The organism is Pseudomonas tritici, assembly GCF_014268275.3.
Taxonomy (GTDB): Bacteria; Pseudomonadota; Gammaproteobacteria; order Pseudomonadales; family Pseudomonadaceae; genus Aquipseudomonas; species Aquipseudomonas tritici.
Map to the genome: position 1 here is coordinate 696,799 of NZ_CP077084.1, position 12,349 is coordinate 709,147.

13 protein-coding genes are annotated in these 12,349 nt (G+C 61.8%); 4 read left to right on the forward strand and 9 right to left on the reverse strand.

Annotated features, from left to right (window positions below; all coding sequences use genetic code 11):
* Positions 1-10 precede the first annotated feature (10 nt).
* Together HU722_RS02990 and hemE are read left to right on the forward strand one after the other, a co-directional pair.
* A complete protein-coding gene (locus HU722_RS02990; RefSeq protein ID WP_053140574.1) occupies positions 11-1,429 on the forward strand; it encodes an FAD-dependent oxidoreductase in 1,419 nt (472 codons plus the stop codon).
* A 230-nt stretch (positions 1,430-1,659) separates the two neighbouring features.
* Positions 1,660-2,727 (forward strand): uroporphyrinogen decarboxylase, encoded by a 1,068-nt coding sequence (gene hemE, locus HU722_RS02995; protein WP_065875723.1) that lies wholly within the window; start codon positions 1,660-1,662, stop codon positions 2,725-2,727.
* A gap of 119 nt (positions 2,728-2,846) precedes the next feature.
* Here hemE and HU722_RS03000 read toward each other — a convergent pair whose 3' ends face one another.
* Positions 2,847-4,121, reverse strand: a complete 1,275-nt coding sequence (locus HU722_RS03000; protein WP_065875907.1) for an MFS transporter — start codon at positions 4,119-4,121, stop codon at positions 2,847-2,849.
* 124 nt (positions 4,122-4,245) lie between these two features.
* Between HU722_RS03000 and HU722_RS03005 the strand changes: the two genes are divergently transcribed.
* Together HU722_RS03005 and HU722_RS03010 are read left to right on the forward strand one after the other, a co-directional pair.
* Complete coding sequence (locus tag HU722_RS03005; RefSeq protein WP_065889142.1) at positions 4,246-5,139, forward strand: LysR family transcriptional regulator; 894 nt, start codon at positions 4,246-4,248, stop codon at positions 5,137-5,139.
* Between the two features lie 87 nt (positions 5,140-5,226).
* Complete coding sequence (locus HU722_RS03010; RefSeq protein WP_065889141.1) at positions 5,227-5,613, forward strand: type II toxin-antitoxin system PemK/MazF family toxin; 387 nt, start codon at positions 5,227-5,229, stop codon at positions 5,611-5,613.
* A 210-nt stretch (positions 5,614-5,823) separates the two neighbouring features.
* Here the strand turns inward: HU722_RS03010 and HU722_RS03015 are convergent, their stop codons facing one another.
* The 8 genes from HU722_RS03015 to HU722_RS03050 are packed head-to-tail and all read right to left on the reverse strand — an operon-like array spanning position 5,824 to position 12,323.
* Entirely contained in the window at positions 5,824-6,267 is a 444-nt protein-coding gene (locus HU722_RS03015; protein ID WP_065875720.1) for a hypothetical protein, read from the reverse strand.
* Positions 6,268-6,293: 26 nt separating this feature from the next.
* Positions 6,294-7,520: a beta-ketoacyl-ACP synthase gene (locus HU722_RS03020; RefSeq protein ID WP_065875719.1), complete on the reverse strand. Its 1,227-nt coding sequence runs from the start codon at positions 7,518-7,520 to the stop codon at positions 6,294-6,296.
* Positions 7,520-8,248: a 3-oxoacyl-ACP reductase FabG gene (fabG, locus tag HU722_RS03025; RefSeq protein WP_065879831.1), complete on the reverse strand. Its 729-nt coding sequence runs from the start codon at positions 8,246-8,248 to the stop codon at positions 7,520-7,522. Before fabG ends, HU722_RS03020 begins: the two co-directional genes overlap by 1 nt.
* On the reverse strand, positions 8,245-8,706 hold the full coding sequence (locus HU722_RS03030) for a hotdog family protein (protein WP_065875717.1): 462 nt from the start codon (positions 8,704-8,706) through the stop codon (positions 8,245-8,247). Before HU722_RS03030 ends, fabG begins: the two co-directional genes overlap by 4 nt.
* Positions 8,703-9,869, reverse strand: coding sequence for a beta-ketoacyl-[acyl-carrier-protein] synthase family protein (locus tag HU722_RS03035; RefSeq protein ID WP_065875716.1), 1,167 nt, complete (start codon positions 9,867-9,869; stop codon positions 8,703-8,705). The genes HU722_RS03030 and HU722_RS03035 overlap by 4 nt, the downstream gene beginning before the upstream one ends.
* The gene (locus HU722_RS03040; protein WP_065875715.1) at positions 9,866-10,348 is read right to left on the reverse strand and encodes a hypothetical protein; all 483 of its coding nucleotides are present in this window, start codon (positions 10,346-10,348) and stop codon (positions 9,866-9,868) included. Before HU722_RS03040 ends, HU722_RS03035 begins: the two co-directional genes overlap by 4 nt.
* Positions 10,345-11,079, reverse strand: a complete 735-nt coding sequence (locus HU722_RS03045; RefSeq protein ID WP_065875714.1) for a class I SAM-dependent methyltransferase — start codon at positions 11,077-11,079, stop codon at positions 10,345-10,347. Before HU722_RS03045 ends, HU722_RS03040 begins: the two co-directional genes overlap by 4 nt.
* The gene (locus HU722_RS03050; RefSeq protein ID WP_225930673.1) at positions 11,076-12,323 is read right to left on the reverse strand and encodes an NAD(P)/FAD-dependent oxidoreductase; all 1,248 of its coding nucleotides are present in this window, start codon (positions 12,321-12,323) and stop codon (positions 11,076-11,078) included. The genes HU722_RS03045 and HU722_RS03050 overlap by 4 nt, the downstream gene beginning before the upstream one ends.
* Between the last annotated feature and the right edge of the window lie 26 nt (positions 12,324-12,349).

Consider the following 12,349-nt stretch of genomic DNA (forward strand, 5'->3'; position numbering starts at 1 on the left):
AGGTTTTAACATGGCTGAACGTCTGAATAACGACTTCCAGTTCATCGATGTCGGGCGCAAAGATCCGAAGAAGAAACTGTTGCGTCAACGCAAGAAAGAGTTCGTGGAAATTTACGAACCCTTCAAACCCCAGCACTCGGCCGACCAGGCCCACCGCTGCCTGGGTTGCGGTAACCCGTATTGCGAATGGAAGTGCCCGGTGCACAACTTCATTCCCAACTGGCTCAAGTTGGTGGCCGAGGGCAACATCCTCGCCGCCGCCGAGCTGTCGCACCAGACCAACACCCTGCCGGAAGTCTGCGGCCGGGTGTGCCCGCAGGACCGTCTGTGCGAGGGTGCCTGCACCCTCAACGACGGCTTCGGCGCGGTGACTATCGGTTCGGTGGAGAAGTACATCACCGACACCGCGTTCGCCATGGGCTGGCGCCCGGATATGTCCAAGGTCAAGCCGACCGGCAAGCGCGTCGCGATCATCGGTGCCGGGCCTGCCGGCCTGGGCTGCGCCGACGTGCTGGTACGGGGTGGCGTGACCCCGGTGGTGTTCGACAAGAACCCGGAAATCGGCGGCCTGCTGACCTTCGGCATCCCCGAGTTCAAGCTGGAAAAAACCGTACTGAGCAACCGTCGCGAAGTGTTCACCGGCATGGGCATCGAGTTCCGCCTGAACACCGAGATCGGCAAAGACGTGACCATGGAGCAACTGCTCGAAGAATACGATGCCGTATTCATGGGCATGGGCACCTACACCTACATGAAGGGCGGCTTCGCCGGTGAGGACCTGCCAGGCGTGTATGACGCGTTGGACTTCCTGATCGCCAACGTCAACCGCAACCTGGGCTTTGAAAAGTCGCCGGAAGATTTCGTCGACATGAAAGGCAAGAAGGTCGTGGTACTCGGCGGTGGTGACACCGCGATGGACTGCAACCGCACGTCGATCCGCCAGGGCGCCAAGTCGGTGACCTGTGCGTACCGTCGTGACGAAGCCAACATGCCCGGCTCGCGCAAAGAGGTGAAGAACGCCAAGGAAGAAGGCGTGAAATTCCTCTATAACCGCCAGCCGATTGCCATCGTCGGTGAAGACCGCGTTGAAGGCGTGAAGGTGGTCGAGACCCGTCTCGGCGAACCGGACGCCCGTGGCCGTCGCAGCCCTGAGCCGATCCCGGGCTCCGAAGAGATCATCCCGGCTGACGCCGTGGTCATCGCCTTCGGCTTCCGCCCAAGCCCGGCGCCGTGGTTCGAGCAGTTCGAGATTCAGACCGACAGCCAGGGCCGCGTTGTAGCCCCGGAACAAGGCCAGTACAAGCACCAGACCAGCAACCCGAAGATTTTTGCCGGTGGCGATATGGTGCGCGGTTCTGACTTGGTGGTGACCGCGATCTTCGAAGGCCGCAACGCCGCCGAAGGGATCCTGGATTACCTGCAGGTCTGATCTGAAATACGCTCAAATGTGGGAGCTGGCTTGCCTGCGATAGCGGTGTAACAGTCACAGGATGTATCGACTGATCCACCGCAATCGCAGGCAAGCCAGCTCCCACATTGGTTTCCAGCGTGTTCAAGAGATTGCGACAAATTGACCCGATAGACAAAAGGCACGGCTCACTCCGTGCCTTTTGCGTCCGGCTCTGAGAAAATGCCCGCACTTTTTTTGCGGATGCCGACATGACTGCCCTCAAGAACGACCGTTTCCTTCGTGCCCTGCTCAAGCAACCCGTGGACGTCACCCCCGTGTGGATGATGCGCCAGGCCGGTCGCTACCTGCCGGAATACCGCGCCAGTCGCGCCCACGCCGGCGACTTCATGAGCCTGTGCATGAACCCGGAGTTCGCCTGCGAAGTCACGATGCAGCCGCTGGACCGCTATCCGCAACTGGATGCGGCCATCCTTTTCTCCGACATCCTCACCATCCCTGACGCCATGGGGCAAGGCCTGTACTTCGAAACCGGCGAAGGCCCGCGTTTCAAGAAAGTCGTCAGCACGTTGGCCGACATCGAAGCCCTGCCGATCCCGGACCCGCACAAGGACCTGGGCTACGTGATGGACGCCGTCAGCACCATCCGCCGTGAACTCAACGGCCGCGTGCCGCTGATCGGCTTCTCCGGCAGCCCATGGACCCTGGCCACCTACATGGTCGAAGGCGGTTCGTCGAAAGACTTCCGCAAGACCAAGGCCATGCTCTACGACAACCCGCACGCCATGCACCTGCTGCTGGACAAGCTCGCTCAGTCGGTCACTTCCTACCTTAACGGCCAGATCATGGCCGGCGCGCAAGCGGTGCAGATCTTCGACACCTGGGGCGGCAACCTGTCGGCGGCGGCCTACCAGGAGTTCTCCCTGGCCTACATGCGCAAAATCGTCAGCGGCCTGATCCGCGAACACGAAGGCCGCAAGGTTCCGGTCATTCTGTTCACCAAGGGCGGCGGCCTGTGGCTGGAAAGCATCGCTGACGCAGGTGCCGATGCCCTGGGCCTGGACTGGACCTGCGACATTGGCGAAGCACGCCGTCGTGTCGGCAACCAAGTCGCGCTGCAAGGCAACATGGACCCGACCGTGCTGTACGCCAAGCCGGAAGCGATCCGCACCGAAGTCGGCCGAATCCTGGCCAGCTACGGCAAGGGCACCGGGCACGTGTTCAACCTGGGCCATGGCATCACCCCGGAAGTGAACCCGGAACATGCCGGTGCGTTCCTGCGTGCGGTGCACGAGCTGTCGGCGCAGTATCACGAATAAACGCAAAACCAATGTGGGAGGGGGCTTGCTCCCGATAGCGGTGTGTCAGTCACCAGATTCATTGGCTGACACACTGCAATCGGGGGCAAGCCCCCTCCCACATTAAAAGCAAGATCGCGTCAGGCCCGCACATTCCCCAACGGCGGCAACTTCGCCAACTTCAACGCCACCAGCAACGCGCCGATCAGCAGCGCGATGATGAACGCTCCAATCCCATTCCACCCGGCAAAATGCCAGAAGAACCCGCCTGCCGTCCCGGCAATACTCGACCCCACGTAGTAGCAGAACAGGTACAGCGACGACGCCTGCCCCTTGGCCTTCACCGCGCGTCGGCCGATCCAGCTGCTGGCCACTGAGTGGGCGCCGAAGAAGCCGAAGGTGAAGATCAGCATGCCCGGCACGATCAGCCATAGCGGTGTGAGCAAGGTCAGCGTCATGCCCGCGAGCATCAGCACGATAGTCGCCCAGAGCACGCGACGGCGCCCGAGGCGGTCGGCCAGGGAACCGATCTTCGCCGAGCTGTAGATCCCCGAGAGGTATACCAGCGACAGCAGGCCGACCACGGCTTGGCTGAGGTCGTAGGGATCGGCCAGCAGGCGGTAGCCGATGTAGTTGAACATCGTCACGAACGCACCCATCAGCAGGAACGCTTCAAGGAACAGCCACGGCAGGCCCGCGTCCTTGAAGTGCATGACAAAACCGTCCACCAGGCTGCGCGGCTTGAGGCTGCTGGCGCGGAAGTTGCGCGATTCGGGGAGGATTTTCCAGAACACCGTGGCGGCGATCAGCGCCAGGGCGCCAATGATCAGCATTGCGGTGTGCCAACTGACGAAGTCGATCAACACGCCGATGATCAGGCGCCCGCTCATGCCGCCAATCGCGTTGCCACCAATGTACAGGCCCATGGCCAGGCCGATGTGCTGCGGGTGGATCTCTTCGCTCAGGTAGGTCATGGCCACGGCGGCCAGGCCGCTCAGCGACAGGCCCACCAGTGCACGCATGAATAAAATCCCTTCCCAGGACGGCATCAAACCACTGGCAATCGTCGCGAGCGCTGCGCAGAACAACGCGGCGACCATCACCGGTTTACGTCCCAGGGTGTCGGAAATCGGCCCGGTAATCAGCAGGCCCAGCGCGAGCATCGCGGTGGACACGGACAGGATCAGGCTGCTTTGCGCTGCATTGATGGAAAACTCGTGGGACAGCGCCGGCATCATCGGTTGCACGCAATACAGCAGGGCAAAGGTGGCGAAACCACCGGAGAACAGCGCCAGTACCGTGCGCATGAACATCGGCGTGCCCTTTTCGATGTACGCGTCATTGAGCTGGGCCACCACCTCATCCAGGGCAGTGGGCGGGACCTCTTGAGCGAGTGGAGCGACAGCAGAATTCACGGGGACCTCGTGGAGGAAGAACGTGCCAGGACCGGCCATGCAAAAAAGAATATAGCTGGCTAATGATTCTTTCCAATATATTGTTCGACCTGTTTGATAGCTTTTGCGACCTAATGAGGCTTGTATGGAATTGCGTCACTTGCGGTACTTCATTGCCGTGGCCGAAGAACTGCACTTTGGCCGGGCTGCGCAGGTGCTGGGCATCTCGCAGCCGCCGCTGAGCCAGCAGATACAGGCGCTGGAACAGGAAGTAGGGGCACGCTTGTTTGAGCGTACCAATCGTCGGGTCGAGCTGAGCGAGGCGGGGCGGTTGTTCCTGAATGAGGCGCGATTGGTGCTGGCTCAGGTCGACAAAGCGGCGGACGTGGCGCGCCGGGCGCAGTTGGGTGAGCTGGGCGAATTGAAGATCGGCTTCACGTCATCGGCACCGTTTAACTCCAGCATTCCCCAAGCGATCTTTGCGTTTCGCCAGGCATTCCCGGCGGTGCACCTGAGTCTGCAGGAGATGAGCAGCACCGAAGTGGCTGACTCGCTGGTGGATGAGTCGATTCAGGTCGGACTGATGCGGCCATTACCGTTGCCGGATTCACTGAGTGTGGTCGAGCTGATGCGCGAGCCATTGGTGGCCGTAATGAACGCTGGCCACCCGTTGGTAGCAGGCAGTGAGCGTGGCCTGCACCTGGCGCAGCTGGCGGAAGAGCCATTCGTGTTTTTCCCGCGCAGCTACGGCAGTGGGCTCTACGCGCAGTTGCTCAGCCTGTGCCGTGACGCCGGGTTTAGCCCGCACTTTGCCCAGGAAGCGGGGGAGGCGATGACCATCATTGGCCTGGTTGCGGCGGGGCTGGGCGTGTCGGTGTTGCCGGCCTCTTATCAGCGCATACGGATAGACGGGGTGGTGTATCGCACGCTGCTGGATCAGGAGGCGGTGACGGCGGTGTGGCTGGTGCAGCGAAAAGGCGCGCAGACGCCGATGGCTGCGGCGTTTGTGGAGTTGTTGACGCGCAAGGCGGTAGTGTAGGCACCGTCACATATCAGGTAACGCAACCGGCTTAGTTATTCGCCGGAAAGTTACGCAGAATCGCTTTTTCTCAAGCGAGTGATATGGATGGCACTTCTCTATCAGCCCAAGGAGGGCAGCGTGTTGATCTGTGATTTCCGAGGTTACGAAGTACCGGAAATCATCAAGATCCGCCCGGTCATTGTGATACGCAAGCACCGAACCAATAAGTTGCTGGTGACGGTTGTACCCTTGAGTACCACTGCCCCGCAGACGATTCTGGATCACCATTTGCAACTCGATAGTCATCTTCAAGGAGCGAGCCCTATCTGCTGGGCAAAATGTGACATTGTGGCGACCGTCAGCCTGGGCAGGCTCGACCGAATCAAAAGCAAAGACCGTCATGGCAAACGAACTTACAAAATCGCTGAACTCACCTCTGATCAGTTTCTAGCGATAAAAGCGGCGGTGCGCAGTGCGCTGGGGTTGCGCTGAGGGATGAGCGGCACTCTGCCACGGGTTGCTGGGAAACTGTTTTCAGGCATACTGCACAAGTTCCCGAAAGGGGCTTGTGAGACTCTGAGGATCCTGGGCAACCAGCCATCGCAGAGCCGGGCAGGAAGCGGCGATGACAAGCCAACCTGTTTGTGAAGAGGGCGCCGAAAGGCGCCCTTTGTCGTTTCTGGAGCGCAGCGAGCTCCAGTTTTATTTCGAAGTGCCCGTCTGCTCAAACAACTGCGCCGCAGTCCCAGACTCATTCACGCCAGTGTTGCGCAACGCCGCCATGATGTCGCGGTCCAGCATGCTCACCCAGCGGTTGTAGTTGCGATGGATCTTGCCATCCTTGTAGCCCAGTTCGCGGCTGTCGCGGTAGGTGATGGCGTAGCTGTTGCGGGTGTAGCGGATGTCGATGGCGGCGTAGTACTGGTTGCGCACGGTGATCTCGGCCTGCACCAGTTGTGGGCTCAGGCGTTGTACCGTCCATTCGCGCTTTTGCAGGGCGTTGACGATCACCGTTTTCATTTTCTCTTCGCTGACCTGGGCAGTGGCCGGCAGGTCGTGCTGGGTGTTGAGCACCGGTTTGCTGGTGCAGCCAGCGGTGGTCAGCAAGGCCAGGGTGATCAGGGTCGCGCGTAGCAAGGAAGACATTCCGTATTCTCCAATCGATTAAAAAGTCAGGACCAGCGGCGGAAGATCAGCGAGGTGTTGACGCCGCCAAAGGCAAAGTTGTTGTTCATCACGTAATCGTTGTGCATCTCGCGGAATTCACCTTGCAGGTAATCCAGCTCGCCGCATTGTGGGTCGACTGAATCCAGGTTGAAGGTGTGTACGTACTGGTTGCGGTTCATCATCTCGATGCTGAACCACGACTCCAGTGCGCCGCACGCACCCAAGGTGTGACCGAGAAAGCTCTTCTGCGAACTGATGGGCATGCGGGCGCCGAACAGGCTGCTGGTGGCCTGCGTCTCGGCAATGTCGCCCTGGTCGGTGGCAGTACCATGACCGTTCACGTAGCCGATAGCGGAAGGCTCAAGCCCGGCATCTTCAAGAGCCAGCTCCATCGCGCGGCGCATGGTTTTCTGCTCCGGACGGGTGGTGTGCTGGCCGTCGGCGTTACTGCCAAAGCCGACAATCTCGGCGTGGATATGCGCACCCCGCGCCAAGGCGTGTTCCAGTTCTTCGAGCACCAGCATGCCGCCACCTTCGCCGATCACCAGGCCATCGCGGCCGCTGTCATAGGGGCGTGGGCTGGTTTGCGGCGCGTCGTTTTTCAGGCTGGTGGCGTAGAGCGCGTCGAACACCATGGCTTCGGTGGGGCACAGTTCCTCGGCGCCGCCCGCGAGCATCAATGGCAGGCGGCCGAACTTGATCGCTTCATAGGCATAGCCGATGCCCTGGCTGCCGCTGGTGCAAGCGCTCGACGTAGGGATCAGCCGCCCGGTGAGGCCAAAGAAGATGCTGATATTCGCCGCCGTGGTGTGCGGCATCATGCGCACGTAGGAGTTGGCATTCAGCCCCTCGGCGACCGAGTTCAGCAGCATGTTGCCGAACGCCTTGATCTCGTCGGTGCTGCCGGTGGACGAGCCGCAGGCCACGCCCATGCGCCCGTCCTTGATCGACTCATCGCCGAGCAAACCGGCGTCCTGCAACGCCTGCTCCGCGGCCCACACCGCCAGGCGCGACACCCGGCCCATGCTGCGCAGTTGCTTGCGCGTCCAGTGCGCGGGCACGACAAAATCGTCGATCGGTCCGGCCAGGCGCGTGTTCAATTCAGTAAAGCGGTCCCACTCGTCCATGCGCCGGATGCCGCTGCGGTTGGCGCGGAAGTTGGCGGAAATGGTCGCCCAATCCCCGCCCAGGGAGGTCATGCCGGCCATGCCGGTGACGACGACGCGTTTCATCAGCACAGGCCTCCATTCACCGCCAGGACCTGGCGCGTGATATAGCCGGCTTCGGCCGACATCAGGAAGTTCACTGCGCCGGCCACCTCTTCAGGCGTGCCCATGCGCTGCGCCGGGATCATCTTCATCAGCTCTTCCACCGGTACGTTTTCATCCAGCATCGCGGTGTCGATCAAGCCGGGTGCGACGCAGTTGACGGTGATCTTGCGCTTGCCCAGCTCGATGGCCAGGGCCTTTGCCGCGCCGATCAACCCGGCTTTGGAGGCACTGTAGTTAACCTGGCCACGGTTGCCGATCAATCCGGAAACCGAGGTGATGCACACAATGCGCCCGGCGGCGCGACGACGAATCATCGGCATCATCACCGGGTGCAGGACGTTGTAGAAACCGTCGAGGTTGGTGCGCATCACCACGTCCCAATCGTCTTCCGACAACGCCGGAAACGCACCGTCACGGGTCAGACCTGCGTTGAGCACCACGCCGTAATAGGCGCCGTGTTGCTCTACGTCGGCCTCAAGGATTTCCTTGCACGTCGCGCGATCCGCCACATCGAATTGCAGCACCCGCGCCTGGCGGCCCAGGGCTTCAATCTCGGCCTGTACCGCCTCGGCGTCGCTACGGCCACTGCGGCAATGCAGCACGATGTCATGCCCGGCCTGTGCCAGGCGCAGCGCGATGGCGCGGCCGATGCCACGGCTGGAGCCGGTGACCAGTACGGATTCAGTCATGGCGATACGTCCTTCGATTCATCTAAATAGGTGGCCGCCTGGGGCGGTCGAAATACATTCAAGCGGGCGCTGGCCTGGATACCGCTGCCGGTAAGGTGGCATTCGAACACACCCATGCCGTTGTCGTCTTCCAGGGAGCGCAGGCCGTGGATCGTCAGCTCGGCGTCTGCCGGGAAGTGCTCCACGTTACACTCGAACTTACGTGTGCCGAGCAGGAAGCCCAGTTCCACCGCTTCGCCTTTCTGGCGGGCGCGGCAACCGGCATAGGCGGCGACGCTTTGTGCCATCAACTCGATGCCGACCCAGGCCGGGAGGCTGCCGTCCGGGCGGTTGAACAGGCCGCCGGGCTTGATAGTGGCACGGGTACGAATCTGCTCTTCATCGAACGACAGCACCTGGTCGATCAGGATCATGTCGCCGGCATGAGGCAGCAGTTCGGCGAGTGGCCAATCAATCATGGGGCCTCTCCGATAATCAGGCTGACATTGTTGCCGCCGAAGGCAAATGAATTGCTCATCAGGCAGCGTTTTTCCAGGGCTTGCGCGGCCTGCGCCCACTGCAGGGCGGGCAGTGCCGGGTCGGCCTGGCCGTCCCATACATGCGGTGGCACCCGCTTATGGACCAGGCTCAACCAACAGAACGCCGCTTCCAGGGCGCCGGCTGCGCCCAGGGTATGCCCGCTCATGGGTTTGGTCGACGAGCAGGCCACGCCTTCCGGGAACAGGCCGGCGACTGCCAGGCTTTCCATGGCGTCGTTATGCTGGGTGGCGGTGCCGTGCAGGTTCAGATAACCGATCTGTTCGGGCTGCAACTTTGCGCTGGCGAGCGCCTTGCGCATCGACTGCAACGCACCTTTGCCGGAGGGCTCGGGCGCGGAAATATGGTGCGCATCGCAACTCGCGCCGCTGCCTAACAGGGCGATCGGCGCCGGTTTCTTGCTCATCAGGAACAACACCGCTGCTTCGCCGATATTGATGCCGTTGCGGTTCGCCGAAAACGGGTTGCAGCGCTGGTTCGACACGGCATCCAGCGCGGTAAAGCCATTGAGGGTCAACTTGCACAAACTGTCGACGCCGCCGCAGATCACCGCATCGCACACGCCCAGGTCCAGCAGGCGCTGGGCACTCATCAGCGCGCGGGCGCTGGAGGTGCAGGCGGTGGAGATCACGTAGGCCGGGCCACTCAGTTGCAGCCAGTCGGCGAGGAAGTTTGCCGGGGCACTGAGTTCCTGTTGCTGGTAGTCGTAGTCGCCGGGGAACTGGTTTTCCCGAAGGTAAAGGGCAATCCCGCGACTGGCTTCGTCGATGCCCGAGGTGCTGGTGCCGAGCACAATACCAACCCGTGATGCGCCGTGGGTATTGATCGCCTGGCGGAGCTCGTCTTCGATCTGCAACGCTGCTTCCAGCAGCAACTGGTTATTGCGGCTGCTCTGCTGGCCCAGTTCTACCGGGATGGTTGCGAGTTCGCCGCGCACACCGGCCACCGGCAGCACGCGCTCCGGCACCCAGCCGCTTTCGGCGCGCATGCCCGAGCAGTCACCGGCAAACAGGCTGCGGCTGACTTCGGCCTGGCCACGGCCGAGGGCGCAGATGATGCCCAGGGCGTTGAGGTAGGCGGTCATCGGGCAGCCCCGAGCGGCGTAATGCGGTAGCTCAAGGGCTGCCCGGTCATGTTCACGCTGAAGACCTCGGACGATTGATACACGATCTGCCAATGCCCCGGCAGGGTGCGCGTCAGGTCCATCGCCTGCGCGCTGGGGTAGAGCGCGCGCACGTCATTTGCCGATGTCAGCGCAAACAGCAATGCGGCAAACAGCTCTCTGGCCTGCGGATTGGGCGGCAGCAAGCCATCGGCCTGCCACTCGCCATTGATCAGCTTTTGGCGGGCCTGTGGGATGCCCAGCGGGTCCATCATCGACCACCGAATCGCCGCGCCTTCGTGCTGGATCACCAGCAGCCAGTCCTGGCTCTGGCCGTCGGCCAGGCGCTGCACATGCAGTTGCAGCGGCAGGGCCAGGGCCGGCGTTTTCTCGGGCAGCGGTGGCTGGCTGGCGCAGGCGCTCAGCAGCAACAGACAGCCGATCAAGAGCATGCGCATCATGGGGCAGTACTCGCCAGGGGTTTGCGGGCCACGCAGTTGACCAGGGTTTCTTCGCGCTGGCCCACTGGCGGCGCCTTGCGCAGGCCCCAGCGCTCGAGCAGGCCGAAGTCGCTGGAGCGGCTCCACCACAAATACGGGTACGAGACGTTCTGCGGGCCAAACTCGAAGCCCTGCTCGCGGAGCATCTGCAGGTACGCTTCGGCGCTTTTCTGCACGTGCATGGGGTGGCGAAACAGCCAACGGATGACCCAGGTATCGATATAGGCTTCGGTGGACTCGGCAAACAGCAGATAGCCGCCGGGCTTGAGTACACGGTAGAACTCTTTGAGGGCGCGGTGCTGTTCAACCAAATGGTGGAAGGTCTGGTGGCAGAACAGGATGTCGACGCTGGCGTCCGGCACGTCGAGGGTGGCGCAGTCGCTGCCGATCAGTTCGACGCTCAAGCCTTGGCGCGTGGCCTCAACCTGGCTCAACTCCAGGCTGTGGGGGTCAGCGTCCAGGCCGATCAACCGTGAAGGCGCAAATACCTGCTGCAACAGCGTGAAGGATTTGCCCTGCCCGCAACCGGCATCCAGCAATACCGGCGCCTCAGGCAATGGCTCCGTGAACAGGCTGCGCAAGTCGTTGATCGCCACGCGTAACACGCGATGCTGCCAGGTGTGACTGCGCAGGAACCAGAGGCCGAATTTGGTTTCTTCGACGTAGTGCTTACTTAAATACTGGCTGCTCATACCGGTTCACTCGCACAAATCTCCGACAACATCCGCAGCCGCCGTTTGGGCTCACTCACAAACGGGTTGCGCTCATCCCACGCGTAACCGGCGAGGATCGCACTGATCATCCGACGAATCTCCGGCGAGCTGCTCGGATGGAAAATCACATCCTGGAAGGTCCCGGCGTACCAGCCTTCGACGTAGCAGCGAAACGTGTCGACACCCCGTTTCAACGGGGCGGCGAACTCGGTTTGCCAGTCGACGGTTTCGCCTTTGAGCTGACGGTGCAGCACACCGGCGGCCATGCTCGCCGAACGCATGGCGATGGTCACACCCGAGGAGAACACCGGGTCGAGGAACTCCGCCGCGTTGCCCAGCAGCGCAAAGCCCGGGCCGTGCAGGGTTTTGACGTTGGCCGAATAGCCGCCGATGGTGCGCGCCGGCGTATCCCACACAGCGTTTTGCAGCACGCCGGACAGGCTTGGGGTTTCATCGATAAAGCCGCGCAGACAGGCATCGAGGTCGCCGTCGCGGCCGTCGAAATGCTCCTTGGCCGCAACCACGCCCACCGAGCAGCGGCCGTTGCTGAACGGGATGGTCCAGAACCAGATATCGCGCTGGGTCGGGTGGGTGGTCACGAGGATCTTGGTGCGGTCGAAGCCTGGGTGTTCGATGTGGTCTGCAACATGCGTGAATACGGCCTGGCGCACCGGAAAAGTCGACGGTACGTCCAGGTCCAGCAGGCGCGGCAACACACGGCCATAGCCGCTGGCGTCGAGCACGAACTTGGCCTTGAGGTGGTACTCGCTGCCGTTTTCGCGACGTACGTGCAGGTAGCGGCACTCGCCGCTGAAATCCACACCGACGATGGTTTCGCCGTAGCGGATCTCTACGCCCTGCACGGCTGCCTGATCCGCCAGCAACTTGTCGAACTCGCCGCGCTGCACCTGAAAGGTGGTGGGCTTGCCGTTGCTGAACGTATCGCTGAAATCAAACGCGCTGTAGCGCTCGCCCCAGGCGAATGCGGCACCTGTTTTCACCTGGAAACCCGCCGCCTGTACGGCGTCGAGCATGCCGGCTTCTTCGATAAAGTCGATGCAGTGGGACAGCAGGCTTTCGCCAATCGAGAAGCGTGGAAAATGCTGGCGCTCGATGATCAATACATCATGCCCTTTGCGCTTTAACAGCGCGGCGGCGATGGCCCCGGACGGACCGGCACCGATCACCACCACCTGGCGACGTTCCATTTCAACTGTGGGCACGAGGGCTCCTTGCCACATTGGCATTA

Coding starts and splice junctions, on each gene's coding strand:
- HU722_RS03035 (WP_065875716.1), bottom strand. CDS start 9,869: ATGACCGCCTACCTCAACGCCCTGGGCATCATCTGCGCCCTCGGCCGT.
- HU722_RS02990 (WP_053140574.1), top strand. CDS start 11: ATGGCTGAACGTCTGAATAACGACTTCCAGTTCATCGATGTCGGGCGC.
- HU722_RS03010 (WP_065889141.1), top strand. CDS start 5,227: ATGGCACTTCTCTATCAGCCCAAGGAGGGCAGCGTGTTGATCTGTGAT.
- HU722_RS03005 (WP_065889142.1), top strand. CDS start 4,246: ATGGAATTGCGTCACTTGCGGTACTTCATTGCCGTGGCCGAAGAACTG.
- HU722_RS03030 (WP_065875717.1), bottom strand. CDS start 8,706: ATGATTGATTGGCCACTCGCCGAACTGCTGCCTCATGCCGGCGACATG.
- hemE (WP_065875723.1), top strand. CDS start 1,660: ATGACTGCCCTCAAGAACGACCGTTTCCTTCGTGCCCTGCTCAAGCAA.
- HU722_RS03015 (WP_065875720.1), bottom strand. CDS start 6,267: ATGTCTTCCTTGCTACGCGCGACCCTGATCACCCTGGCCTTGCTGACC.
- HU722_RS03040 (WP_065875715.1), bottom strand. CDS start 10,348: ATGATGCGCATGCTCTTGATCGGCTGTCTGTTGCTGCTGAGCGCCTGC.
- HU722_RS03020 (WP_065875719.1), bottom strand. CDS start 7,520: ATGAAACGCGTCGTCGTCACCGGCATGGCCGGCATGACCTCCCTGGGC.
- fabG (WP_065879831.1), bottom strand. CDS start 8,248: ATGACTGAATCCGTACTGGTCACCGGCTCCAGCCGTGGCATCGGCCGC.
- HU722_RS03045 (WP_065875714.1), bottom strand. CDS start 11,079: ATGAGCAGCCAGTATTTAAGTAAGCACTACGTCGAAGAAACCAAATTC.